Here is a 25,355-nt window from a genome sequence, read left to right on the forward strand (position 1 = left end):
TGGTGTCACGGTCCTGGGGCATGGCGGTCGCCACGCTGGTCAGCAGGCTCACCGGGTTCGCCCGCATCGTGCTGCTCGCCGCGATCCTCGGCGCCGCACTGTCCAGTGCCTTCACCGTCGCCAACCAGCTGCCCAACCTGATCGCGGCGCTGGTGCTGGAGGCCACCTTCACCGCGATCTTCGTCCCGGTGCTGGCCCGCGCCGAACGCGACGATGCCGACGGCGGCGCCGCCTTCATCCGGCGACTGCTCACGCTGGCCACCACGCTGCTTCTGGTCACCACCATCGCCTCGACACTGGCCGCGCCAGCGCTGGTCGACCTGATGCTCGGGGCCGACCCGCTGGTGAACCGCCCGCTGACCACGGCATTCGCCTACCTGCTGCTGCCCCAGATCATCTTCTACGGGTTGTCCTCGGTGTTCATGGCGATCCTGAACACCCGCAACATCTTCGCTCCCCCGGCCTGGGCGCCGGTGGTCAACAACGTCGTGGCCATCGCGACGCTGGGCCTCTACGTCCTCGTCCCGGGCGAGCTTTCGGTCGATCCGGTGCAGATGGGCAACGCCAAACTGCTGGTGCTGGGAGTCGGCACCACGCTCGGCGTGGTCGCGCAGGCCGCGGTGCTGTTCGTGGCGATCCGGGCCGAAAGGATCAGCCTGCGTCCGCTGTGGGGCATCGACGACCGGCTCAAGCGGTTCGGGATGATGGCGCTGGCGATGGTGCTCTACGTGCTGATCAGCCAGATCGGTCTGATCGTCGGCAACCAGATCGCCAGCGCCGCCGCAGCGTCCGGCCCGGCCATCTACAACTACACCTGGCTGGTGCTGCAGCTGCCGTTCGGCATCATCGGCGTCACCGTGCTGACCGTCGTGATGCCGCGGCTGAGCCGCAACGCCGCCGCCGACAACGGTCCGGCGGTGCTGGCCGACCTGTCGCTGGCCACCCGGCTGACGATGATCACGCTCATCCCGATCGTCGCGATGATGACCGTCGGCGGTCCGGCCATCGGCACCGCGCTGTTCGCCTATGGCAACTTCGGCTCGGTCGATGCCGGCTATCTCGGCATGGCGATCACGCTGTCGGCGTTCACCCTGATCCCGTACGCCCTGGTGCTGTTGCAGCTGCGGGTGTTCTATGCGCGCGAGGAACCGTGGACGCCGATCGTGCTGATCGTCGTGATCACCACGGTGAAGATCGCCGCGTCGCTGGCCGCCCCGCACCTGACCGCCGATCCCGACCTGGTCGCCGGTTACCTCGGCCTGGCCAACGGGCTGGGATTCCTGGCCGGCGCCACCGTCGGCCATTTCCTGCTGCGGGCGCGGCTCGACCCGCCCGGCGGCCGGTTGATCGGCGTCGACGTGGTACGCACCATCCTGGTCACCATCACCGCCTCGCTGACCGCCGGCCTGATCGCCCACGCGGCCGACCGGCTGGTCGGGCTGGAGGAGCTGACCACCCGCTGGGGCGGTGCCGGCTCGCTGCTCCGGCTGGCCGTGCTCGGCGCGATCATGGTGCCGATCGTCGTCGGGGTGCTGCTGGCCGCCCGGGTGCCCGAGGCCCGGGCCGCGCTCGACGTGGTGCTGCGCCGGCTGGGAAGGCGCCGCACAGTCGCCCCACCAGCGGCCTTGCCTTCCGCCCCGTCCCGGCCTCAGCGGCCGCTCACGTACCCTGATCACAGGAATCCGTCGCCGCCCCACCGGCCGGCACAGCCACCGACGGCGCGGCGGGGGCGTTCGGCCGACGTTGCCGACGACTGGAGGGGGAAAGGATCTGCGGTGACCGACACACCCGCCAGCGGTTCCCCGGCCGGCTCCGAAGCCGCCGAAACCACCCGATTCGAGGCCTCCAGGGGGGCCGACTCGACGGCTCGGCCGTCGGGATCTGATTCGACGGCTCGGCCGTCGGGATCTGATTCGACGGCTCGGCCGTCGGGATCCGAGGACTTCCAGCCCGACGTTCCGCCCGGTTCCTCCGCCAACCACGCGCGGCCGACCGAATCGGTGCCGGGGCCGCCGCGCCGACCGGCCGGTGACCCCGCCCGGGAGCCGCGCGAGCCGGCCACCGACGCCGCGCTCGCCGCCGAGGACATGAACCTGATGCCCGGTGCGACGATCGCCGGTGGTCGCTACCGACTGCTGGTCTCCCACGGCGGCCCACCGCACCTACAGTTCTGGCAGGCACTCGACACCGCCCTGGACCGGCAGGTCGCGCTGACGTTCGTCGACCGGGACGGACGGATGCCCGAGTCCCGGGTGCGCGAGATCCTGGCCCGCACCCAGCGCCTCGGTGGAATCGAGATGCCCGGAGTGGCAAGGGTTCTCGACGTGATGGCCACCGGGCCCGGCGGTCTGGTGGTGTCCGAGTGGATCCGTGGCGGCTCGCTGGCCGAGGTCGCCGACACCGCGCCGTCCCCGATCGGCGGGGCCCGTGCGATCCAGTCGCTGGCGGCGGCCGCCGACGTCGCCCATCGCAACGGCGTCGCGCTGTCGGTCGACCACCCCAGTCGGATTCGCGTCAGCATCGACGGCGACGTCGCGCTCGCCTTCCCGGCCACCCTGCCCGACGCCAATCCCGACAGCGACATCCGCGGCATCGGAGCGTCGCTGTACGCGCTGCTCGTCGACCGGTGGCCGCTGCCGGAGACCGGCGAGCCCAGCGGGCTGGCGAAGGCCGACGTCGACGCTGCGGGCTTGCCGGTGGAGCCCCGGGTGCTCGACCGCGACATCCCGTTCCAGATCTCGGCGGCCGCGGTGCGCGCCGTGCAGGAGGGCGGCGGAATCCGCAGCGCAGGCACGCTGCTCAACCTGCTGCAGCAGGCCACGGCGGTAGCCGATCGCACCGACCACATCGCCCCCGTCGACGAACCCGCGGCCGAGGAACCGCCGTCGTCCGGCTGGCAGCGGTTGGCCGACCCCGAGGCCGAAGCGCGCCGCCGCAAGGGCCTGACGATCGGCATCGGCGTGGGCGCCGCCGTGCTCGTCGTGGCGGTCATCCTGCTGGCCACCGTGCTCAGCCGGGTCTTCGGCGATGTCGGTACCGGTCTCGGCGGTGACGAACTGGGCCTCAACGCGCCGGAGTCCTCATCAGCCTCCGAGCAACCCACCGCGTCGGGTGCCACCATCAAACCCGTTCGCGCAACGGTCTTTTCGCCCGAGGGGGAGGCCGACGCACCCGACCTCGCCGACCTTGCCATCGACGGCAACCCGACCACCGTGTGGCCGACCGACACCTACAGCGACGCCGTGCCGTTCCCGAGCTTCAAGGACGGCGTCGGCCTCATGCTGCAACTCCCCAAGCCGACCACACTCGGCTCGGTGACCATCAACGTCAACAGCACCGGCACCGCGGTGCAGATCCGCTCGGCATCCAGCGCGTCGCCGTCGTCGCTGGAAGACACCACCGCGCTGACCAAGCCCACCCAGCTGAAACCGGGCTCGAACACCATCCAGGTCGACGGCGCCTCGCCGACGTCATACGTGCTCGTGTGGATCTCGACCCTGGGCCAGGTGGACGGCGAGAGCCGATCCGACGTCTCGGAGATCACCCTCAAGGCCGCGTCCTGACGGGCTGTCCCCAGCGGGACTGACGGGATCGGCGCACGTCGGCCCGCTTCCGCAAAACTGGTGTCGGGCACCCCTTCCGGCACCGCTTAGTGTTCGGCTGTGGGGATCTTCGAAGTGGCCGCAGCGGGCCGGCGCCGACCGGGTCGGGAGCGGACCGACGCCGAGCTGCTCGCCGCGCACGTCGGAGGTGATCGGTTCGCGTTCGAGGAGCTCTTCCACCGCCACCACCGGCAGCTCTACCGGCTGGCCCGGCTGACCAGCCGCGACCCCGACGACGCCGCCGACGCGTTGCAGGATGCGCTGCTGTCCGCTCACCGGCGCGCACCCGCGTTCCGTCACGATGCCGCGGTGAGCAGCTGGCTGTACCGCATCGTCGTCAATTCCTGTCTGGACCGACTGCGCCGCAACAGAACCCATGCATACGCCCAACTCGACGATCAGGCCTGCCCGGTGCCCGACCCGACCGGGCGCGTGGACACCGCGCTGGTCGTGGAGCGCGCATTGATGCTGCTCCCCGTCGACCAGCGCGCTGCCGTGGTCGCCGTCGACATGCAGGGCTTCTCCATCGCCGAGACGGCCCGGATGCTGGGCGTCGCCGAGGGCACGGTCAAGAGCCGGTGCTCGCGCGCCCGCCGGAAGCTGGCCGAGACCCTGAACTGTTTCACCGTGGACACCGTTACCGAGTGATCCCGGTCGGTTAGCCTCGAATGATCGAGGCGGGCCGAGACCATCGGGGGCAGGGATGAACAGCGGCGCGGACCGGGGTCGCGACGCCGAACCTGCCGAAGTCTCCCCCGAGCTGCTGGCCGACCTGCAGGCCGGTCTGCTCGATGACGCGACCGCCGCCCGGGTGCGTCGCCACGCCCGCTCTGATCCCGACGCCGCGCGCACGCTCGCCGGTCTCGCCGCGGTACGCCGCGAACTGGCCCGGCTCGGCTCGGACGCCGATTCGGCCCCCGAGGTGCCCGCGGCCGTCACGGCCCGTGTCGCGGAGGCGTTGCGAACCGCGCCGCCGGTCGGCGGGCACCGTGTCGCACGACCCGCGTTGACCCGACCGCAGCGCGCCGGCTTGATCCTGGGGATTCTGGCGCTCGCGGCCGCCTCGATCGTCGGCGTGTGGACACTGACCCGCAGCGACGGGCCCCGCTACCCCGCCGGCCCGACCGCATCGACGATCACGGTGCCCGACACCGCGGCGCCGGAATTCCCGGTCTCCGTCGACGACCTCCGCCGCACGCTGACCGTCGCGCCGGCCCTGGGTGCCCTCGAGGATCCACAACGGCTGGCGTCCTGCCTGGTCGGGCTGGGTTACCCGGCCACCACGGCGGTCCTGGGCGGTGACCAGCGCCGATTGAGCGGCCGGGACGCGGTCCTGCTGCTGCTGCCCGGCGACACCCCGGACCGGTTCGTCGCCGTGCTCGTCGAGCCGGGCTGCAGCGCCGCACACACCGGAGTACTGGCCAGAACCGAGTCCGCGCTGCCGTGACCGCGCACAGGCCGCACTCGGCACGTCAACGGGAACAGCCCGGCATACCCTGTTGTTAGAACCCGTGCCGCAGGCAGAAAGGCTCGCATGACCTCCGCATCCACCCCCCATGACGTGATCGTCATCGGTTCCGGCCCCGCCGGCTACACGGCCGCGGTGTACGCGGCGCGCGCACAACTCAACCCGCTGGTGTTCGAGGGCACCCAGTTCGGCGGTGCGCTGATGACCACCACCGAGGTCGAGAACTACCCCGGTTTCCGCGACGGCATCACCGGTCCCGAGCTGATGGACCAGATGCGTGAACAGGCCCTGCGCTTCGGCGCCGACCTGCGCATGGAGGATGTCGACACCGTCGATCTGGCCGGGGCGGTCAAGACGGTGACGGTCGGCGACGAGACTTTCCACGCCCGGGCCGTCATCCTCGCGATGGGCGCCGCGGCGCGTCATCTCGGTGTACCCGGCGAAGACGACCTGCTCGGCATGGGGGTCAGCACGTGTGCCACCTGTGACGGTTTCTTCTTCCGCGACCAGGACATCGCCGTGGTGGGCGGCGGCGATTCGGCGATGGAGGAGGCCACGTTCCTGACCCGGTTCGCCCGTACCGTCACGCTGATCCATCGCCGCGACGAGTTCCGCGCGTCGAAGATCATGCTGGAACGGGCCAAGGCCGACGAGAAGATCACCATCCTGACCAACACCCAGGTCACCGCCATCGAGGGCGACCCCAAGGTCACCGGGATCCGGCTGCACAACACCGCGACCGGCGAGGATTCCACGCTGCCGGTGACCGGCGTGTTCGTCGCGATCGGCCACGATCCCCGCTCCGAACTGGTTCGCGACCAGCTGGAGGTGGATGCCGAGGGTTACGTGGCGGTGCGGGGAAGGACCACCTACACCTCGGTCGACGGTGTGTTCGCCGCCGGCGATCTCGTCGACCACACCTACCGGCAGGCGATCACCGCGGCGGGCAGCGGCTGCGCGGCCGCGATCGACGCCGAACGCTGGCTCGCCGAGCGCGATCACGCCGCCGCCTCCACCGATGACAGCGACCTGATAGGAGCACAGCAGTGAGTGACGCCGACACCGAGTCCCCGACCGTCGCGGTGACCGACGATTCGTTCGCCGAGGATGTGCTGTCCAGCGGCACCCCGGTGCTGGTCGACTTCTGGGCAAACTGGTGCGGGCCGTGCAAGATGGTTGCGCCGGTGCTCGAGGAGATCGCCACCGAGAAGGCCGGTGCGCTGACCGTCGCCAAGATCGACGTCGACGAGAACCCCGCCACCGCCCGCGACTTCCAGGTGGTGTCGATACCGACGATGATCCTGTTCAAGGACGGCCAGCCGGTGAAGCGGATCGTCGGCGCGAAGGGCAAGGCCGCCCTGTTGCGCGAGATCGCCGATCTGGTCTGACACCAGCGGTTTCCGGCCCTGCCGACGCCGCGCACCGACCCGCGGTTTTCCCAATTCGCGAGTTGGTCTGCGACAATGGCGCCTATGTCGAGTCTGCGTCGCGGTGACCGCGGGGGCGCGGTGGCCGAGATCCGGGCCGCCCTCGCTGCCCTCGGCATGATCGATGACCCGGACGAGGACCTCAGCACCGGCAGGCATGTCGCGGTGGACCTGTTCGACAACGAACTCGACCATGCTGTACGCGCATTTCAGCAGCACCGCGGTCTGTTGGTCGACGGCATCGTCGGCGAAGCGACCTACCGTGCGCTGAAAGAGGCGTCCTACCGCCTCGGTGCGCGCACCCTCAATCACCAGTTCGGCGCCCCGATGTACGGCGACGACGTGGCCACCCTGCAGGCCCGCCTGCAGGATCTCGGTTTCTACACCGGGCTGGTGGACGGTCACTTCGGACTGCAGACCCACAACTCGCTGATGTCCTACCAGCGCGAGTACGGCCTGTATCCGGACGGGATCTGCGGGCCGGAGACGTTGCGTTCGCTGTATTTTCTCGGCTCCCGGGTCACCGGCGGCTCGCCGCATGCCATCCGCGAGGAAGAACTGGTCCGCAGCTCGGGGCCGCGGCTGTCCGGCAAGCGGATCATCATCGACCCGGGTCGCGGCGGCGGTGACAACGGCCTGATCATGAACGGTCCTGCCGGACCCATCAGCGAGGCAGACATCCTGTGGGACTTGGCCAGTCGACTCGAGGGCCGGATGACGGCGATCGGCATGGAGACCTTCCTGTCCCGCCCCGCCGGCCGCGCGCCGTCCGATGTCGAGCGCGCCGCCACGGCGAACACGGTGGGTGCCGACCTGATGATCAGCCTGCGCTGTGCCACCCAGACCAGCCCCGCCGCCAACGGCGTGGCGTCGTTTCACTTCGGCAACTCGCACGGTTCGGTGTCCACCATCGGACGCAACCTCGCCGACTTCATCCAACGAGAAGTGGTGGCGCGCACCGGATTACGCGACTGCCGCGTGCACGGCCGGACGTGGGATCTATTACGGCTCACCCGGATGCCCACGGTTCAGGTCGACATCGGCTACATCACCAACCCCGCTGACCGGAGCACCCTGGTGTCGGTGGCCGCGCGGGATTCCCTCGCCGAGGGCATCCTCGCCGCCGTCAAGCGGCTCTACCTGCTCGGAAAGAACGACCGGCCCACGGGCACTTTCACTTTCGCGGAGTTGCTCGCCCACGAGTTGTCGGTCGAGCAGGCCCGCCAGGGCTAGCTGCAGGGGTTCGCCCCGGCACCCACCGGCTGCTCCAGTTGCGCACTCTGCAGCAGCCGCTCGAGGGCGGCTTCCACCCCGGCCTTCCAGCCCAGGCCCTGCTCGAGCTCCAGCCGTAGCCGCGGGAAGTACGTGTGATGCGACACCACCACGAACCCCGCGTCCAGCAAGGCGTCGGCGTCCAGCACGCACTGCTCGACCGAGCAGTCCCCCAGTGTCTCCAGCACCGGGCGCACATCATCGGGAACCTCGGCCGAATCCAGCAGATCGCGCGCCGCCGCGGTCCGGCCGAACGCCTCCAGGGCCCGCACACCTCGCCGCACCAGATCGCCAACGACCGCGGTGATGAGGTTCTGTGACAGATCCTCACCCCCCTCGCTCGCCTCGACGCCAAGCGACGTCAACAACACCGCGTCCGCACTGACCGGCCCCGTCGGGAACCGCGCCGCCCGCGGAACCGACCGCGGCGGTGCGTAGAACACGTACCCGAGGCAGGGCTCGTCGCCGGTCACCGGACCCACTCCCCCGAGCAGATCCCCGTCCGCACACTGCACCGCGAGCTGACCACACGATCCCCACTGCAGCATGACCATCGACAGCCATGCTTCCTTCTCGAACTCCGGATCGGACAGATGATCGTCACCGCCGAGCGTCGACGGGTCGACCTCCCAGTAGACGCAGCGCCGGGCGTGTTTCGGCAGCTGCTCGAATCCTTCGAGCCGTAGAGGTGTGATGCGTGCGGTCACTACGCTCCCGGGTCTCGTCGCCGTGCCGGAATGGACGGCTGCCCTTCCAGGATAGAAGGCGGGCGGGTAGCCGGCCGGATCTGCCCGCCAGATCCGTGGCCGCTCCGGGGAAATTCTGAAAGTGTTTGGGGCACAGCATTGTTGGATCCCCATCCGGCCACCGGGCGGCAAACCGGTCCGGCCGTGTCACAGTGACGTAATTCCCGCGTGTGGTCGGTCACGAAGCCGACGCGTTCATCAGGTCCACGATGCGCTGGAGGTCGTCCACCGACCCGAACTCGACCACGATCTTGCCCTTGCGCTTCCCGAGGCTCACCGTCACCCGGGTGTCGAAGGCCGTCGACAACTGCTCGGCGACATCCTGCAGGCCCGGCATCTGGATCGGCTTGCGTCGAGGCGCCGGCGGGGCGGATCCGTCGCCGCGGTTGGCCAGCGTCACCGCCTCCTCGGTCGCGCGGACCGACAACCCCTCGGCCACGATCCGCGCGGCGAGTTCCTCCTGGGCCTCCGGGCCGCCCTCGAGTGACAGCAGCGCGCGGGCATGCCCGGCCGAGAGCACGCCCGCCGCAACCCGGCGCTGGACCGCGATCGGCAGGCGGAGCAGACGGATCATGTTGGTGATCAATGGGCGCGAGCGGCCGATCCGGGCCGCCAGTTCATCGTGGGTGACGGCGAACTCCTCGAGCAGCTGCTGGTACGCCGCGGCCTCTTCCAGCGGGTTCAACTGCACCCGATGGATGTTCTCCAGGAGGGCGTCGCGCAGCATGCTGTCGTCGGCGGTCTCGCGGACGATGGCGGGAATGGTCGCGACCCCGGCCTCCTGTGCGGCCCGCCAGCGTCGCTCCCCCATCACGAGCTGATACCGCGGTGCGCCGTCCCCGGCGGGAGCGGCCCGCACCACGATGGGCTGCATCAGACCGAACTCGCGGATGGAGTGCACCAGTTCCGCCAACGACTCCTCGTCGAAAACCTGGCGCGGCTGGCGCGGGTTCGGCTCGATCTGCGTGGGATCGATCTCCCGGTACACCGCGCCTGCCGGATTGGGTTCCCGCGGCTGGCTCAGCACGCTCGGCCCGCCCAACACGACATCGGCCGCTGCAGCCCCCATTCGCGGTCCCGTCGTCGCCGGCTGGCCATCCTCCGCGGGGCCGGTCGGGATCAGCGAGGCCAGGCCGCGGCCCAGGCCGCTGCGCTTGCGTGCCGGGTTGTTCATCGATTCCCTCTTCTCTCCGCACCGGCGCGACCGGCGCGCGCGTTCATCGGGCCCGCTCTCCCCCGGCCCGGTGGGCCAGCTCCCGGCTGGCATCGAGGTAGCTCATCGCTCCACGCGATCCCGGATCGTAATCGATGATCGTCATCCCGTACCCGGGTGCTTCCGACACCTTCACACTGCGCGGGATCACGGTCTGTAGGACCTTCGTGCCGAAGTGCGCCCGCACATCCACCGCCACCTGGTCGGCCAACTTGGTCCGGCCGTCGTACATCGTCAGGACGACGGTCGTGACGTCCAGCACGGGGTTGAGGTGCGCCTTGACCATCTCGATGTTCCGCAGCAGCTGCCCCACCCCCTCGAGGGCGTAGTACTCACACTGGATCGGGATCAGCACCTCGGGCGCCGCCACCAGCGCATTGATGGTCAGCAGGCCCAGCGATGGCGGGCAGTCGATGAACACGAAGTCGAAGTCGTAGTTCTTCAGACCGGCCAGCGCGGTGCGCAACCGGCCCTCGCGGGCGACCATGCTGACCAATTCGATCTCCGCTCCGGCGAGATCGATCGTGGCCGGCACGCAGAACAGCCGCTCGCTGTGCGGACTTCGCTGCACCGCCTCTTCGAGGGGGATGTCGCCGAGCAGCACCTCATACGACGACGGGGTGCCCGGCCGATGCTCGATGCCCAGCGCGGTACTCGCGTTCCCCTGTGGGTCCAGATCGATGACGAGCACCCGCAGCCCCTGCAGCGCCAGCGCCGCGGCGATGTTGACCGCGGTCGTCGTCTTGCCGACGCCGCCCTTCTGGTTCGCCACGGTGAACACCCGCTGCCGACCCGGTCTTGGCAACTGACCCTGCGCACCGTGCATCAGCCGAACCGCGCGCTCCGCCTCCGCCCCGATCGGCGTATCCACGTTCTGTGTGCCCCAGGTTTCACGTGAAACATCGGGCGGGGTCGCCTCCGACTCTCCCGGAACCGACATCACCCGTGTCTCCTTTCCGACCGCGACTCTCTGCGCTGCGGTGTCCCCTGAAACCCTACGACGACCGTCGCGGGCGGATCCACGTATCGAGCGCCACATCTCACTACCTCGACATCGGTCAGGCCCGCCGCGGCCATCGCGCTTCGGTGCGCGCGGATCTCGTCCTCGGCCCGCTCCCCCTTCATCGCCATCATCCGGCCGCCCGGCCGCAACAACGGCGCGCTCCACTTGGTCAGCTTGTCCAACGAGGCCACTGCTCTCGACACCACGACATCAGCCTGCCCGACCTCCTCGCGTACCGCACGATCCTCGGCGCGACCGCGCACGACCGCGCAGTCGATGCCCAGCTCGGCAATCGCCTCCCGCAGGAAATCGCTGCGGCGTAACAGTGGTTCGACGAGCGTCACCCGGACATCCGGCCGGGCCAATGCCAACGGTATGCCCGGCAGGCCGGCGCCACTGCCGATGTCCACCACCCGCTCACCCGGCTCGACAAGCTCGCCCAGTACCGCGCTGTTGAGCACATGGCGTTCCCACAACCGGTCGACTTCCCTGGGGCCCAGCAGTCCCCGCTCGACTCCGGCTCCCGCGAGAATCTCGGTGTAGCGGGTCGCGGCATCGAGCCCCGGCCCGAAGATGGCTTCGGCCGCCGCGGGCGCTGGCGGAACCTCCGCATGTTTCACGTGAAACATCCTCCGAATGTGCGCGGACGAACGGCCGTCGCGACCGATGAACTACATCGGTGTAACTATGCGCTCAGTCGGCGATGATGACGACGCGACGCGACGGCTCGACGCCCTCGCTCTCGCTGTGCACGCCGCTGACGGCGGCGACCGCATCGTGCACGATCTTGCGTTCGAACGGTGTCATCGGAGACAGCTCTTCGCGCTCCCCCGTCTCGAGCACCCGCTGGGCCACCTTGTCTCCGAGTGCGGCCAGCTCGTCGCGGCGGCGCCGCCGCCACTGCGCGATGTCGAGCATCAGCCGGCTACGCTCGCCCGTCCGCTGATGCACCGCCAGACGCGTCAGCTCCTGCAGTGCGTCGAGCACCTCGCCCTTGCGGCCGACCAGCTTGATCAGGTCCCCGCCGCCGTCGATGCTGACGACCGCGCGGTCGCCCTCCACGTCGAGGTCGATATCCCCGTCGAAGTCGAGGAGATCGAGAAGCTCCTCGAGATAATCTCCGGCGATCTCGCCCTCAGCCACCAGCTTGTCCTCGACCGCGTCTTGCGGTCCCGCCGCGACGTCGACCTGCTCCTCGGCGGCGGTCGCGGTATCCGAGTTCGTCATGCCTACCTCTTTTCTCGTTGGGGCTCGCCCGTGGTTCAGCGTTTGCGCTTCTTCGGGCGGGCGCCGGGTTTGGGGGTGCGGTTCACCGCACCGTTGCGCGATGCAGGTTTGGCGGAGTCGTGGCTTGCCGGCTGCTGTTCGGACCCGTCATCGGCCACCTCGGTCCCGTCGGTGGGCTCGGTCGGCTCCTTGGCATTGACTTCCTTGGCATTGACCGAGCCGCTTCCATCGGACCCGTCCTTCTTCCTGCGGGTCGGCTTGGCACCAGGTGCCGGCGCGTTGGCGGCCCGGCGCTCGATCGCCTCGAGCTTCTTCTGTTCTTCTTCTTTCTCGATCTTGTTGAACACGTAGTGCTGCTGACCGAACGTCCAGATGTTGTTGGAGAACCAGTAGAGGATGATCGCCAGCGGCAGGAACGGTCCGCCCACCACGACGCCGAGCGGGAACACGTAGAGCGCCAGCTTGTTCATCATCGCGGTCTGAGGGTTGGCCGCGGCTTCCGGGCTCTGCCGCGCCACCGACGCGCGGCTGTTGAAGTAGGTGGCGATGCCCGCCATGATCATGATCGGCACGCCCACGATGATCACCGCCGCGCGGTTGAACTCGGTGAACGCGTCCAACCCGGTCTGCTGGATCATCGTCGCGCCCAACGGGGCGCCGAACAGGTTCGCATCCAGGAAGTGCCCGACATCGGTCGCGCTGAACACGTAGTTGCCGACCGCCCGGTTCTGTTCGACCGTCAGATGAACCTGACCGAAACCACCCACAGTCCGGTTGAACGAGCGCAACACGTGGAACAGGCCCAGGAACACCGGGATCTGCGCCAACATCGGAAGACATCCGAGCACCGGGTTGAAGCCGTGCTCGCGCTGCAGCTTCTGCATCTCCAGCGCCATCCGCTGACGGTCCTTGCCGTACTTCTTCTGCAGCGCCTTGATCTGCGGCTGCAACTCCTGCATCTGGCGCGTCGTGCGGATCTGACGCACGAACGGCTTGTACAGGATCGCGCGCAGCGTGAACACCAGGAACATCACCGACAGCGCCCAGGCGAAGAAGTTCGTCGGCCCCAAGACGAAGGCGAACGCCTTGTACCAGACCCACATGATCGCCGACACCGGGTAATAGATGATGTCGAGGCTGAACCAATTAAACACGCAGCTGACTCTTCCCTTGTTGCACCGGGCCATCCCGGCGTTCGGCGGACTCGCAGCCACACACGCCCGTTGTGTCACTGTGACTGTCGCGGTCGGATACCCGATCCGGGATCGGGTCCCATCCTCCGCCATGCCATGGACCGCACTTGACCAGACGGACCAACGCGAGCCATCCACCGCGCAGCACACCGAATTCGGTCACCGCATCGACGGCGTACTGGCTACAGGTCGGGGTGAACCGGCACGTCGGCAGGCGTAGCGGGGAAACGGTGTGCCGGTAGATCTCTATGACCCAGACGACCGCGCGGGCTGTTCTCGACGGTGCCGTCACGCGGATTCCCCGCTGCGCACACGGATGCGCTGGAGGGCTGTGCGCAGCTCCTGTTCGAGCCGCGGTGAGATCGCATGCCTGCTGCTGGGCAGCGCACGGATCACCATGCGTTCAGAGGGGTCCAGATCCCCGAGAAGTGCGCGGGCAGCATGCCGCAGTCGCCGCGACACCCGGTGGCGCTGGACGGCATTACCCACCGCTTTGGAAACGACAAGGCCGATCCTGGGTCCGGGTTCACCGGGCTCATCAGAACGCAGCGCGTACACGACAAGGTCAGGCTGTGCAGCCCGCGTCCCCTGACTCACCGTGACACCGAACTCAGTCGACCGCGTCATCCGGTTTTGGGCCGGAAGCACTGCGTCAGACCTTGAGCCGGGTCACGCAGTCAGCGACCGACGACCCTTGCGGCGGCGCTCGGACACGATGGCCCGCCCCGCACGCGTGCGCATACGCAGCCGGAACCCGTGCACCCGCGCCCGGCGACGGTTGTTGGGCTGGAAGGTCCGCTTGCCCTTGGCCACGGCAGTCACTCCTTGTTGCGTGTGGCCCCCGCGCTTCCGCCCGCATGACCAGTCATGGCAGGCGTGACGCGACAGGCCGTTGGTAAGTTCGTTCGGTCTCGCTCACTTGCCGGCGCGGTCCCCGGGAGAACCCGGGTCGCAGCCGTATCGCCACGTACGAGCGACTGTTCGAGGGTACTGACGAGGATTCGCTGGGTCAAACCTGCGCCAGATCCCTCCGACCGCCTCTGCCGCGACGTCAGCCGCATCACACCGACCGCAATTGTCACGCACATCCGGAACCGACCGGACCCCGGTGAGCCCACCCTCACCGCAATGTTGCAGAACTGTTGGCACCCGGAGAGAAAACTGTTAGCTTCTGGCAATGCCGATTCCACGCCGGAACGGCGCACGACAACAAAGCGAGGATGCCCACTTCGCCGCGAGTCCACCGAATGCACCATGGTGATGCGCTCCGGTCCGCGGTGTTCCCGCCCGTAGACAACAACTCAACGAGACGAGTGTCCTGTTTCCACAACTTGTGGATAACTTTGTGGACAGTTCGTCCATTTGGTCGACCGGCTGCCGGCCACGAGGGGGTAAGTGTCATTGACGGCTGACCCCGATCCACCATTCGTCACCATCTGGAACAACGTTGTCACCGAACTCAACGGAGATGGCAACGCAATCGGCGGCGGGTCACTCACACCCCAGCAGCGCGCCTGGCTCAAACTCGTCCAGCCTCTGGTCCTCACCGAAGGCTTCGCATTGCTGTCGGTGCCGACACCGTTCGTCCAGAACGAGATCGAACGTCATCTGCGCGAGCCGATCGTCGCGGCGCTGAGCCGTGAGCTCGGTCAGCGCGTCGAACTCGGCGTGCGCATCGCCGACCCGGCCACGATCGACGGCCCCGACACCCACAACGGGTTTGCCCACACCGATGACGACGATCCCACCGCGGACAGTGTCGACATCGACGGTGATGCCGATGACGTCGACGACGACCTGGCCGCTCGAGCCAGCGCCGAGGAGAGCTGGCCGTCGTACTTCTCCAACCGCAACTCCACGCCCAGCTCCGACGACCCGACCGCGATCAACCTGAATCGCCGCTACACGTTCGACACCTTCGTCATCGGCGCGTCCAACCGCTTCGCGCACGCGGCGTCCCTGGCCATCGCCGAGGCGCCGGCCCGGGCCTACAACCCGCTGTTCATCTGGGGCGAGTCCGGACTCGGAAAGACCCACCTGCTGCACGCTGCCGGCAACTACGCCCAGCGGCTGTTTCCCGGCATGCGCGTCAAGTACGTCTCGACCGAGGAATTCACCAACGACTTCATCAATTCGCTACGCGACGACCGCCGGGCCTCCTTCAAGCGCACGTACCGTGACATCGACGTGCTGCTCGTCGACGACATCCAGTTCATCGAGGGCAAAGACGGCATCCAGGAAGAGTTCTTCCACACCTTCAACACCCTGCACAACGCGAACAAGCAGATCGTCATCTCCTCCGACCGGCCGCCCAAGCAACTGGCCACGCTCGAAGACCGGCTCCGGACCCGGTTCGAGTGGGGACTGATCACCGACGTCCAGCCCCCGGAACTCGAGACCCGGATCGCGATCCTGCGCAAGAAAGCTCAAATGGATCGCCTGGACGTCCCGGGTGACGTGCTCGAGTTGATCGCCAGCCGCATCGAACGCAACATCCGCGAACTCGAGGGTGCCCTGATCCGGGTCACCGCGTTCGCATCGTTGAACAAGACCCCGATCGACAAATCGCTGGCCGAGATCGTCTTGCGCGACCTGATCTCGGACGCCAGCACGATGCAGATCAGCACCGCCGCCATCATGGCCGCCACCGCCGAGTACTTCGAGACCAGCGTCGACGAGCTGCGCGGTCCGGGAAAGACCCGCGCCCTGGCCCAATCCCGACAGATTGCGATGTATCTGTGCCGCGAGCTCACCGACCTCTCGCTGCCCAAGATCGGCCAGGCGTTCGGACGCGATCACACCACGGTGATGTACGCCGAGAAGAAGATCCGCGCCGAGATGGCCGAGCGCCGCGAGGTCTTCGACCATGTCAAGGAACTCACCACCCGCATCCGGCAGCGCGCCAAGCGCTGAGCGCCCCCACACTCACCCAGACCACCCCGGTGGCGCTCCGTCGTGCCGTTCTTCGGCCCCTGCGGGCCAAAAAACTTTCGCACCGCCAATCCCATCGGCCACAGCGGCGGTTGTGTACACCGCTGTGCAGAACTTGAGATCAAATCACCGAACAACCTGGGTACCGATCCCCACCGCCACCGCCATCCCGAGCCGGTCCCAGGTTGTCGGCAGGAAATCCCCACGATGCTCACAGCCACTCACACCCACTGGCCAGCGCGAAACCCTGGTTATCCCCAGGATCCACAGCACCTATTACTGATGCTCTTTTATCTCTCTAGAACTCTTCTCGAAGAAGCGCTCTGGGGAAACTCCGCTATCGGGTGTCCAACCGGCGCTCACGTGCCCCGATGTCAGCCCGGCCGATTGGCTTTCAAGTTGGAGCCGAAGGCTCTACGGTGGTTCATCGACAGCCGTTGCCGTCGTCGCACCGTGCCGGGAGGGCCGCGCGGGGTGACACCGGGAGAACCGCTGACTAACGCTTTGTCGGGGTGTGCATCGAAGGGACGCTATGAACGTGGCGACAACGGCTGGTCTCTCGGATCTGAAATTTCGTCTCACCCGCGAAGACTTCGCCGACGCCGTCGCCTGGGTGGCCCGCAATCTGCCGTCCAGGCCGACCGTGCCGGTGCTCGCCGGTGTCCTGCTGACCGGAACCGATGAGGGTCTGACCGTTTCCGGCTTCGACTACGAGGTATCTGCCGAGGTCCGGATTCCCGCTGAAATTGCTTCTCCCGGAAGCGTTTTGGTATCAGGACGGTTGTTGTCCGACATCGTGCGCGCGCTGCCCGCCAAGCCGGTGGATGTCAGCGTGGAGGGCACTCGGGTGTCACTGACCTGCGGCAGCGCGCGTTTCTCGCTGCCGACGATGGCCGTGGAGGACTATCCGACGCTGCCGGCGCTGCCCGACGAGACCGGTGTGATCTCGGCGGAGTTGTTCGCCGAGGCGATCGGTCAGGTGGCGGTGGCGGCGGGCCGCGACGACACGTTGCCGATGTTGACCGGGATCCGGGTCGAGATTTTCGGTGAGAAAGTGGTTTTGGCCGCCACCGATCGTTTCCGGCTGGCCGTGCGCGAGCTGATCTGGGCCACCGATTCCGCCGGATTGGAAGCCGCGGTGCTTGTTCCCGCCAAGACCCTGGCCGAAGCAGCACGGGCCGGCGCCGACGGTGCCGAGGTGCATCTGTCGCTGGGGTCAGGCCCGAGCGTCGGTCGGGAGGGTCTGTTGGGCATCCGCAGCGACGGCAAGCGCAGCACGACGCGACTTCTCGACGCGGAGTTCCCGAAGTTCCGCCAGCTGCTCCCGACCGAACACACCGCGGTGGCCACGATGGGTGTTGCCGAACTGTCCGAGGCGATCAAGCGGGTGGCGCTGGTCGCCGATCGCGGTGCGCAGGTTCGGATGGAATTCGCCGATGACGTCCTGCGGTTGTCTGCGGGCGCCGACGACATGGGCCGGGCCGAGGAGGATCTCCCGGTCGAGTTCTCCGGGGATCCCCTGACCATCGCGTTCAATCCGACGTATCTGACCGACGGGTTGAGCTCGCTGCATGCCGACCGTGTCACGTTCGGTTTCACGACCCCCAGTCGGCCAGCGGTACTGCGACCGGCGGGTGAGGATGGTGGAGGTGCCGCCGGCAGTGGTCCGTTCCCGGCTGCGCAAACCGAGTACGTCTACCTGTTGATGCCGGTGCGCCTTCCGGGCTGACCGGCCGCACCGACACGAGAAGGGGTGCTTGACATGCAACTGGGTCTGGTTGGCCTGGGAAAGATGGGTTTCAACATGCGCGCACGGTTGCGCGAGGGGGGCCACGATGTCGTGGGCTACGACCCGCGGCCGGAAGTGTCGGATGTCGCCTCCCTCGCGGAACTCGCCGAGCGGTTGGCGGCGCCGCGGGTGGTCTGGGTGATGGTGCCGTCCGGAACGGTGACCGAACAGACGATCTCGGCGGTGGCCGATGTTCTCGGTGAGGGCGACCTGGTGATCGACGGCGGTAACTCGCGCTATACCGAGGACGAGCCGCACGCGAAGCTGTTGGCGGAAAAGGGCGTCGCGTTCGTCGACGCCGGTGTCTCCGGCGGCGTGTGGGGTCTCACCGAGGGTTACGGCTTGATGGTCGGCGGTTCTGATGCCGACGTCGAGCGGGCGATGCCGATCTTCGACACGCTGCGACCGCCGGGACCGCGCGAGGACGGCTTCGTCCATGTCGGTCCGGTGGGTGCCGGTCACTTCGCCAAGATGGTGCACAACGGTGTCGAGTACGCGCTGATGACGGCCTATGCCGAGGGCTACGAGATGCTGGCCGCCGAGGATCTGGTGAAGAATCCGCAGGCTGTCTACCAGGCCTGGAGTAACGGCACCGTGGTGCGGTCCTGGCTTCAGCAGTTGCTGGCCAAGGCACTCAAGGAAGACCCCGAGCTCGCCGAGATCACCGGCTACACAGAGGATTCCGGTGAAGGACGGTGGACCGTCGAGGAGGCGATCCGGCTGCGGGTGCCGGTTCCGGGTATTGCGGCGTCGCTGTTCGCCCGGTTCCTGTCGCGCCAGCCCGACTCGCCGACGATGAAGGCGGTCGCGGCGCTGCGCAACCAGTTCGGTGGTCATGCGGTACAGCGAGTGAGCGAGTCGGGCTGATCGAGAGACAACGGTGTACGTCCGCCACCTGGCGCTGACCGACTTCCGTTCATGGCCGCGGGTCGAACTCGAGCTGGCGCCGGGGCGGACGGTGTTCGTCGGCCCAAACGGTTTCGGTAAGACGAATCTGGTTGAGGCCTTGTGGTACTCGGCGACATTGGGGTCACATCGGGTGGCCACCGACGCTCCGTTGATCCGGGCGGGTGCCGATCGCGCGGTGGTGTCGACGATCGTGGTGAACGACGGTCGTGAGCTCGCCGTCGATCTGGACATCAGCTCCGGGCGGGCTAACAAGGCCCGGCTCAACCGCTCCCCCGTCCGGTCGGCCCGCGAGATCCTCGGCGTACTGCGGGCGGTGCTGTTCGCGCCGGAGGATCTCGCCCTGGTTCGTGGAGATCCCGGCGAGCGCCGGCGCTACCTCGACGAACTGGCCACCACCCGTAGGCCGCGCATCGCCGGCGTGCGCGCGGACTACGACAAGGTGGTCCGGCAACGAACCGCACTGCTGAAGACCGCCGCCGGCGCCCGATTCCGCGGCGATCGGGGTGCGCTGGAGACGCTGGACGTGTGGGACGGGCATCTGGCCGCGCACGGCGCGCAATTGGTCGCTGCCCGGGTGGATCTGGTGAACCAATTGGCACCCGAGGTGGAAAAGGCTTACCAGTTGCTCGCGCCAGGGTCACGGCCCGCGGGTATTCGATACCGCAGCGGTGTCGAGGCGGTGGAGGCCGAGGCGGCGGCTGGGGCGTGCGATGCGGAGGTGTTCGAGGTGGCGTTGTTGGACGCATTGAGTCGCCGTCGCGACGCCGAGTTGGAACGCGGTGTGTGCCTGGTCGGTCCGCACCGCGACGACGTCGAGTTGCGGCTGGGCGACCAGATCGCCAAAGGGTTTGCCAGCCACGGGGAATCGTGGTCGATGGCATTGGCGCTGCGGCTGGCGGCCTACGAATTGCTGCGGACCGAGGGAGATCCGGTGCTGCTGCTCGACGATGTCTTCGCCGAACTCGACAGCGCGCGGCGCCGGGCGTTGGCCCAGGTCGCGGATTCGGCCGAACAGGTGCTGGTGACCGCGGCGGTTGCCGAGGACATCCCGGCGGACTGGCATGACGCGCGACGCATCGACATCTGCATGCGTGATGGGGACGACGGCCGGATCTCCGAGGTGCAGCCGTGACGCACGACGATGACGACGCTGAGGACCGCGGCGGCGCGGCCGAGCCCCCGGCACACCTGGCCGGGTTGACCGGCATGGATCTGGTCCGGCGCACCCTGGAGGAAGCCCGTGGAGCGGCCCGCTCGCAGGGTAAGAACGTGGGCCGGGGGCGGCGCGCACCGACGCCGCGCAGGGTCGCCGGGTCGAGCAGGCGACGTTGGTCGGGGCCCGGGCCGGACAGCCGCGACCCGCAACTACTCGGGGCGGCGACCAGCGACCTCGCCAGATCCCGCGGGTGGTCGGGGCGGGTCGCCGAGGGCGCGGTGTTCGGCCGCTGGCGGACCGTGGTCGGTGATCAGATCGCTGCGCACGCCTCGCCGACGTCCCTGAACGAAGGGGTGTTGACGGTGGCGGCGGAATCCACCGCGTGGGCCACCCAGCTGAGGATGGTGCAGGCGCAGTTGCTGGCCAAGATCGCCGCGGCCGTCGGCGACGGGGTCGTCACCTCGATCAAAATCACCGGCCCGGTCGGTCCGTCCTGGCGCAAGGGCCGTTACAACGTCCGGGGTCGGGGACCCCGGGACACCTACGGATGACCCTGCACGGCGGATAGCCTGAGAGCCGCCAGAAGATGCCGCAGCGGTTTCCAAGGCGTCAAGACCTATCTTCGTTCGAGAAATTCCGCGCACGGCGCGATTAGGTGTGCAGAAACGCCGCCGCAGGATCGGTCCTGACGGTCCGTGACGGTAGACTGTACGAAGACCCGAGAGCGGTGGTTTACCGCTTGCTGCGAACCCCGAGGAGACGCGTCCAACGTGGCTGCCCAGAAGAAGAATGCGCCGAGCGCATACGGTGCCGACTCGATCAAGGTGCTTGAAGGCCTCGAAGCGGTTCGTAAGCGCCCGGGCATGTACATCGGATCGACCGGTGAGCGTGGTCTGCACCATCTGATCTGGGAGGTCGTCGACAACGCGGTCGACGAGGCGATGGCGGGGTTCGCGACCCGGGTCGACGTTCGTCTCCTCGACGATGGTGGGGTTCAGGTCACCGACGACGGCCGGGGCATTCCGGTCGCGATGCACGCCACCGGGATCCCGACCGTCGACGTGGTGATGACCGTCCTGCACGCCGGCGGCAAGTTCGAGGAGGGCGCCTACCAGGTGTCCGGTGGCCTGCACGGCGTGGGCGTCTCGGTGGTGAACGCGCTGTCCTATCGGCTGGAAGCCGATATCCGCACCGACGGCTACGAATGGTTCCAGACCTACGACCGGTCGGTGCCGGGGACATTGAAGCAGGGCGAGAAAACCAAGGAGACCGGAAGCACTATCCGGTTCTGGGCCGATCCGGACATCTTCGAGACGACGGACTACGACTTCGAGACGATCGCGCGACGATTGCAGGAGATGGCGTTCCTGAACAAGGGGCTGACCATCGAGCTCACCGACGAGCGGGTCAGGGCCGACGACATCGTCGACGACGTGGTCAGCGACACCGCCGAAGCGCCGAAGACGGCGGAGGAGAAGGCCGCCGAGGCCGCCGCTCCACACAAGGTCAAGCACCGGGTCTTCCACTACCCGGGCGGACTGGTCGACTTCGTCAAACACATCAACCGCACCAAGAGTCCGATCCAGCCCAGCGTCATCGACTTCGACGGCAAGGGCACCGGCCATGAGGTCGAGATCGCGATGCAGTGGAACGCCGGCTACTCGGAATCGGTGCACACGTTCGCCAACACCATCAACACCCATGAGGGCGGAACCCACGAGGAGGGTTTCCGCGCGGCGCTGACCTCGGTGGTCAACAAGTACGCCAAGGACAAGAAGCTGCTGAAGGACAAGGACCCCAACCTCACCGGCGACGACATCCGTGAGGGGCTGGCGGCGGTGATCTCGGTGAAGGTCTCCCAACCGCAGTTCGAGGGTCAGACCAAGACCAAGCTGGGCAACACCGAGGTGAAGTCGTTCGTGCAGAAGATCTGCAACGAACAGCTCAGCCACTGGTTCGAGGCCAACCCGGCGGAAGCCAAAACCGTCGTGAACAAGGCGGTTTCGTCCGCACAGGCCCGGATCGCCGCGCGTAAGGCCCGCGAGCTGGTGCGCCGCAAGAGCGCCACCGACATCGGCGGCCTGCCCGGCAAGCTCGCCGACTGCCGCTCCACCGATCCGCGCAAGTCCGAGCTGTACGTGGTGGAGGGCGACTCCGCCGGCGGCTCGGCCAAGAGCGGCCGGGACTCGATGTTCCAGGCGATCCTCCCGCTGCGGGGCAAGATCATCAACGTCGAGAAGGCCCGGATCGACCGCGTTCTGAAGAACACCGAGGTGCAGGCGATCATCACGGCCCTGGGCACCGGCATCCACGACGAGTTCGACATCTCCAAGCTGCGCTACCACAAGATCGTGCTTATGGCCGACGCCGACGTCGACGGCCAGCACATCTCCACGCTGCTGCTGACGTTGCTGTTCCGGTTCATGAAACCGCTGGTGGAGAACGGGCACATCTTCCTGGCTCAGCCGCCGCTGTACAAACTGAAATGGCAACGCAGCGAACCGGAATTCGCCTACTCCGACCGTGAACGCGACGGTCTGCTCGAAGCCGGCAAGAAGGCCGGCAAGAAGATCAACGTCGACGACGGCATCCAGCGCTACAAGGGCCTCGGCGAGATGGATGCCAAGGAGTTGTGGGAGACCACGATGGATCCGTCGGTGCGGGTGCTGCGCCAGGTGACCCTCGACGATGCCGCCGCCGCCGACGAACTGTTCTCGATCCTGATGGGCGAGGACGTCGAGGCGCGCCGCAGCTTCATCACACGAAATGCCAAAGACGTTCGTTTCCTTGATGTTTGATCCGTCGAGCGTGAAGTCGTCGGCACGCTCGGCATCGGGTGTGACGACACCTTCACGCTCGCAGGCACTCTCGAGCCGCAACCACGAGAAGGAACTCCATGACTGACACCACGCTGCCGCCCGGCGACGAAGCCGGCGACCGGATCGAACCGGTCGACATCCAGCAGGAGATGCAGCGCAGCTACATCGACTACGCGATGAGCGTCATCGTCGGCCGCGCGCTGCCGGAGGTGCGCGACGGCCTCAAGCCGGTGCACCGGCGGGTGCTCTACGCCATGTTCGACTCCGGCTTCCGGCCCGACCGCAGCCACGCGAAATCCGCACGCTCGGTTGCCGAGACGATGGGTAACTACCACCCGCACGGCGACGCGTCGATCTACGACACCCTGGTCCGGATGGCCCAGCCATGGTCACTGCGCTACCCGCTGGTCGACGGCCAGGGCAACTTCGGCTCACCGGGCAACGACCCGCCGGCGGCGATGAGGTACACCGAAGCCCGGCTGACTCCGCTGGCGATGGAGATGCTGCGCGAAATCGACGAGGAGACAGTCGATTTCATCCCTAACTACGACGGCCGGGTGCAGGAGCCGACGGTCCTGCCGAGCCGGTTCCCGAACCTGCTGGCCAACGGGTCCGGCGGCATCGCCGTGGGTATGGCCACCAACATCCCGCCGCACAACCTGGGCGAGCTCGCCGAGGCGGTGTACTGGTGCCTGGACAACCACGACGCCGACGAAGAGGCGACGCTGATCGCGGTGTGCGAACGGGTCAAGGGACCCGACTTCCCCACCCACGGCCTGATCGTCGGCTCGCAGGGGATCGCCGACACCTACACCACCGGGCGCGGCTCGATCCGGATGCGCGGCGTGGTGGAGATCGAGGAGGACTCCCGCGGCCGCACGTCGCTGGTGATCACCGAATTGCCGTATCAGGTCAACCACGACAACTTCATCACCTCGATCGCCGAGCAGGTCCGCGACGGCAAGCTCGGCGGCATCTCCAACATCGAGGACCAGTCCAGTGACCGGGTGGGTCTGCGCATCGTCGTCGAGATCAAACGCGACGCGGTGGCCAAGGTGGTGCTCAACAACCTCTACAAGCACACCCAGCTGCAGACCAGCTTCGGCGCCAACATGCTGGCGATCGTCGACGGCGTGCCACGCACGCTGCGGCTCGACCAGCTGCTGCGCCACTACGTCAACCACCAACTCGACGTCATCGTCCGGCGCACCACCTACCGGCTGCGCAAGGCCAACGAACGGGCCCACATCCTGCGCGGTCTGGTGAAGGCGCTCGACGCGCTCGACGAGGTGATCGCGTTGATCCGGGCGTCGGAGACCGTCGACGTGGCGCGGGCCGGCCTGATCGAACTGCTCGACATCGACGAGATCCAGGCCCAGGCGATCCTGGACATGCAGCTGCGGCGGCTGGCCGCGCTGGAGCGCCAGCGCATCATCGACGACCTGGCCAAGATCGAGGCCGAGATCGCCGACCTCGAGGACATCCTGGCCAAGCCGGAGCGGCAACGGGCCATCGTAAGAGGAGAACTCGACGAGATTGTCCAAAAGCACGGCGACGAGCGCCGCACCCGCATCATCGCCGCCGACGGCGAGGTGGCCGACGAGGATCTGATCGCGCGCGAGGACGTCGTCGTGACGATCACCGAGACGGGCTACGCCAAACGGACGAAGACCGACCTGTACCGCAGCCAGAAGCGCGGCGGCAAGGGCGTGCAGGGTGCCGGCCTCAAGCAGGACGACATCGTCAACCACTTCTTCGTCTGCTCCACCCACGACTGGATCCTGTTCTTCACCACGCAGGGCCGGGTGTACCGGGCCAAGGCCTACGACCTGCCCGAGGCGTCGCGCACGGCGCGGGGCCAGCACGTCGCCAACCTGCTGGCGTTCCAGCCGGAGGAACGCATCGCGCAGGTGATCCAGATCAAGGGCTACGAGGACGCCCAGTATCTGGTGCTGGCCACCCGCAACGGCCTGGTGAAGAAGTCCAAGCTGGTGGACTTCGACTCCAACCGGTCGGGCGGAATCGTCGCGGTGAACCTGCGTGACGGCGACGAGCTCGTCGGCGCGGTGCTCTGCTCGGCCGAGGACGACCTGCTGCTGGTCTCGGCCAACGGGCAGTCCATCCGGTTCTCGGCCACCGACGAGGCGCTGCGGCCGATGGGCCGCGCCACCTCGGGTGTGCAGGGTATGCGGTTCAACGCCGAGGACGCACTGCTGTCGCTCAACGTGGTCCGCGACGACACGTATCTGCTGGTCGCGACCTCGGGTGGCTACGCGAAGCGCACCGCGATCGAGGAGTACCCGGTGCAGGGCCGCGGCGGTAAGGGGGTGCTGACGATCCAGTTCGACCGGCGACGTGGCACGCTGGTCGGTGCGTTGATCGTCGATGACGACACCGAGCTGTACGCCATCACCTCCGGAGGGGGCGTCATTCGGACCGGCGCCCGACAGGTGCGCAAGGCCGGCCGCCAGACCAAGGGCGTTCGGTTGATGAACCTGGGAGACGGCGACACACTTATCGCGATCGCGCGGAATGCCGAAGCCGGTGACAGTACCGATGAGGTCAACACCGACCTCGACGCGACAGATCAGTGAGGAGTC

The 25,355-nt window shown here is 67.7% G+C and carries 22 protein-coding genes; 13 read left to right on the plus strand and 9 right to left on the minus strand.

Annotated features, from left to right (window positions below; translation table 11 throughout):
- Positions 1–20: 20 nt before the first annotated feature.
- The 6 genes from murJ (at position 21) to JDV09_RS16665 (ending at position 7,730) form a co-directional block, all read left to right on the plus strand.
- On the plus strand, positions 21–3,563 hold the full coding sequence (murJ, locus tag JDV09_RS16640) for a murein biosynthesis integral membrane protein MurJ (RefSeq protein ID WP_221370301.1): 3,543 nt from the start codon (positions 21–23) through the stop codon (positions 3,561–3,563).
- Positions 3,564–3,662: 99 nt separating this feature from the next.
- Positions 3,663–4,250 carry an RNA polymerase sigma factor SigM gene (gene sigM / locus JDV09_RS16645; RefSeq protein ID WP_308124147.1) on the plus strand — a complete coding sequence of 196 codons (588 nt, stop codon included), beginning with the start codon at positions 3,663–3,665 and terminating at the stop codon, positions 4,248–4,250.
- A 55-nt stretch (positions 4,251–4,305) separates the two neighbouring features.
- On the plus strand, positions 4,306–5,049 hold the full coding sequence (locus JDV09_RS16650; RefSeq protein ID WP_255605484.1) for an RsmA family anti-sigma factor: 744 nt from the start codon (positions 4,306–4,308) through the stop codon (positions 5,047–5,049).
- An 87-nt stretch (positions 5,050–5,136) separates the two neighbouring features.
- Positions 5,137–6,120: a thioredoxin-disulfide reductase gene (trxB, locus tag JDV09_RS16655; protein ID WP_221370249.1), complete on the plus strand. Its 984-nt coding sequence runs from the start codon at positions 5,137–5,139 to the stop codon at positions 6,118–6,120.
- Entirely contained in the window at positions 6,117–6,458 is a 342-nt protein-coding gene (gene trxA / locus JDV09_RS16660; protein ID WP_221370250.1) for a thioredoxin, read from the plus strand. The genes trxB and trxA overlap by 4 nt, the downstream gene beginning before the upstream one ends.
- An 84-nt stretch (positions 6,459–6,542) precedes the next feature.
- Positions 6,543–7,730, plus strand: coding sequence for an N-acetylmuramoyl-L-alanine amidase (locus JDV09_RS16665; protein WP_221370251.1), 1,188 nt, complete (start codon positions 6,543–6,545; stop codon positions 7,728–7,730).
- Here the strand turns inward: JDV09_RS16665 and JDV09_RS16670 are convergent.
- The 9 genes from JDV09_RS16670 to rpmH all read right to left on the minus strand — a co-directional run bounded on the left by JDV09_RS16670 (position 7,727) and on the right by rpmH (position 13,964).
- Positions 7,727–8,476, minus strand: a complete 750-nt coding sequence (locus tag JDV09_RS16670) for an acetyltransferase (RefSeq protein ID WP_221370252.1) — start codon at positions 8,474–8,476, stop codon at positions 7,727–7,729. The two genes, JDV09_RS16665 and JDV09_RS16670, sit on opposite strands and share 4 nt — an antisense overlap.
- Before the next feature lie 217 nt (positions 8,477–8,693).
- Positions 8,694–9,689, minus strand: a complete 996-nt coding sequence (locus JDV09_RS16675; RefSeq protein ID WP_221370253.1) for a ParB/RepB/Spo0J family partition protein — start codon at positions 9,687–9,689, stop codon at positions 8,694–8,696.
- A 43-nt stretch (positions 9,690–9,732) separates the two neighbouring features.
- Positions 9,733–10,767: a ParA family protein gene (locus JDV09_RS16680; RefSeq protein ID WP_372452940.1), complete on the minus strand. Its 1,035-nt coding sequence runs from the start codon at positions 10,765–10,767 to the stop codon at positions 9,733–9,735.
- On the minus strand, positions 10,668–11,351 hold the full coding sequence (gene rsmG, locus JDV09_RS16685; RefSeq protein ID WP_221370254.1) for a 16S rRNA (guanine(527)-N(7))-methyltransferase RsmG: 684 nt from the start codon (positions 11,349–11,351) through the stop codon (positions 10,668–10,670). Before rsmG ends, JDV09_RS16680 begins: the two co-directional genes overlap by 100 nt.
- A gap of 73 nt (positions 11,352–11,424) precedes the next feature.
- A complete protein-coding gene (locus tag JDV09_RS16690) occupies positions 11,425–11,958 on the minus strand; it encodes a Jag family protein (RefSeq protein ID WP_221370255.1) in 534 nt (177 codons plus the stop codon).
- Positions 11,959–11,993: 35 nt separating this feature from the next.
- Entirely contained in the window at positions 11,994–13,112 is a 1,119-nt protein-coding gene (gene yidC / locus JDV09_RS16695; RefSeq protein ID WP_308124148.1) for a membrane protein insertase YidC, read from the minus strand.
- Positions 13,105–13,443 carry a membrane protein insertion efficiency factor YidD gene (gene yidD, locus JDV09_RS16700; RefSeq protein WP_221370256.1) on the minus strand — a complete coding sequence of 113 codons (339 nt, stop codon included), beginning with the start codon at positions 13,441–13,443 and terminating at the stop codon, positions 13,105–13,107. Before yidD ends, yidC begins: the two co-directional genes overlap by 8 nt.
- The gene (gene rnpA / locus JDV09_RS16705) at positions 13,440–13,799 is read right to left on the minus strand and encodes a ribonuclease P protein component (protein ID WP_221370257.1); all 360 of its coding nucleotides are present in this window, start codon (positions 13,797–13,799) and stop codon (positions 13,440–13,442) included. The genes yidD and rnpA overlap by 4 nt, the downstream gene beginning before the upstream one ends.
- A 21-nt stretch (positions 13,800–13,820) precedes the next feature.
- A complete protein-coding gene (rpmH, locus tag JDV09_RS16710) occupies positions 13,821–13,964 on the minus strand; it encodes a 50S ribosomal protein L34 (protein WP_057149900.1) in 144 nt (47 codons plus the stop codon).
- Between the two features lie 588 nt (positions 13,965–14,552).
- On the opposite strand from rpmH, the gene dnaA reads away from it, so the two are divergent.
- The 7 genes from dnaA (at position 14,553) to gyrA (ending at position 25,349) form a co-directional block, all read left to right on the plus strand.
- A complete protein-coding gene (gene dnaA, locus JDV09_RS16715) occupies positions 14,553–16,064 on the plus strand; it encodes a chromosomal replication initiator protein DnaA (RefSeq protein WP_221370307.1) in 1,512 nt (503 codons plus the stop codon).
- A 550-nt stretch (positions 16,065–16,614) separates the two neighbouring features.
- On the plus strand, positions 16,615–17,811 hold the full coding sequence (dnaN, locus tag JDV09_RS16720; protein WP_221370258.1) for a DNA polymerase III subunit beta: 1,197 nt from the start codon (positions 16,615–16,617) through the stop codon (positions 17,809–17,811).
- Between the two features lie 33 nt (positions 17,812–17,844).
- A complete protein-coding gene (gene gnd / locus JDV09_RS16725; protein WP_221370259.1) occupies positions 17,845–18,738 on the plus strand; it encodes a phosphogluconate dehydrogenase (NAD(+)-dependent, decarboxylating) in 894 nt (297 codons plus the stop codon).
- A 13-nt stretch (positions 18,739–18,751) separates the two neighbouring features.
- Complete coding sequence (recF, locus tag JDV09_RS16730) at positions 18,752–19,912, plus strand: DNA replication/repair protein RecF (RefSeq protein ID WP_221370260.1); 1,161 nt, start codon at positions 18,752–18,754, stop codon at positions 19,910–19,912.
- The gene (locus tag JDV09_RS16735) at positions 19,909–20,487 is read left to right on the plus strand and encodes a DUF721 family protein (RefSeq protein ID WP_221370261.1); all 579 of its coding nucleotides are present in this window, start codon (positions 19,909–19,911) and stop codon (positions 20,485–20,487) included. Before recF ends, JDV09_RS16735 begins: the two co-directional genes overlap by 4 nt.
- A 219-nt stretch (positions 20,488–20,706) precedes the next feature.
- Positions 20,707–22,734: a DNA topoisomerase (ATP-hydrolyzing) subunit B gene (gyrB, locus tag JDV09_RS16740; RefSeq protein ID WP_221370262.1), complete on the plus strand. Its 2,028-nt coding sequence runs from the start codon at positions 20,707–20,709 to the stop codon at positions 22,732–22,734.
- Positions 22,735–22,832: 98 nt separating this feature from the next.
- A complete protein-coding gene (gene gyrA, locus JDV09_RS16745; protein WP_221370263.1) occupies positions 22,833–25,349 on the plus strand; it encodes a DNA gyrase subunit A in 2,517 nt (838 codons plus the stop codon).
- Positions 25,350–25,355 lie beyond the last annotated feature (6 nt).

Source organism: Mycolicibacterium xanthum (assembly GCF_019710635.1).
Classification (GTDB): domain Bacteria; phylum Actinomycetota; class Actinomycetes; order Mycobacteriales; family Mycobacteriaceae; genus Mycobacterium; species Mycobacterium xanthum.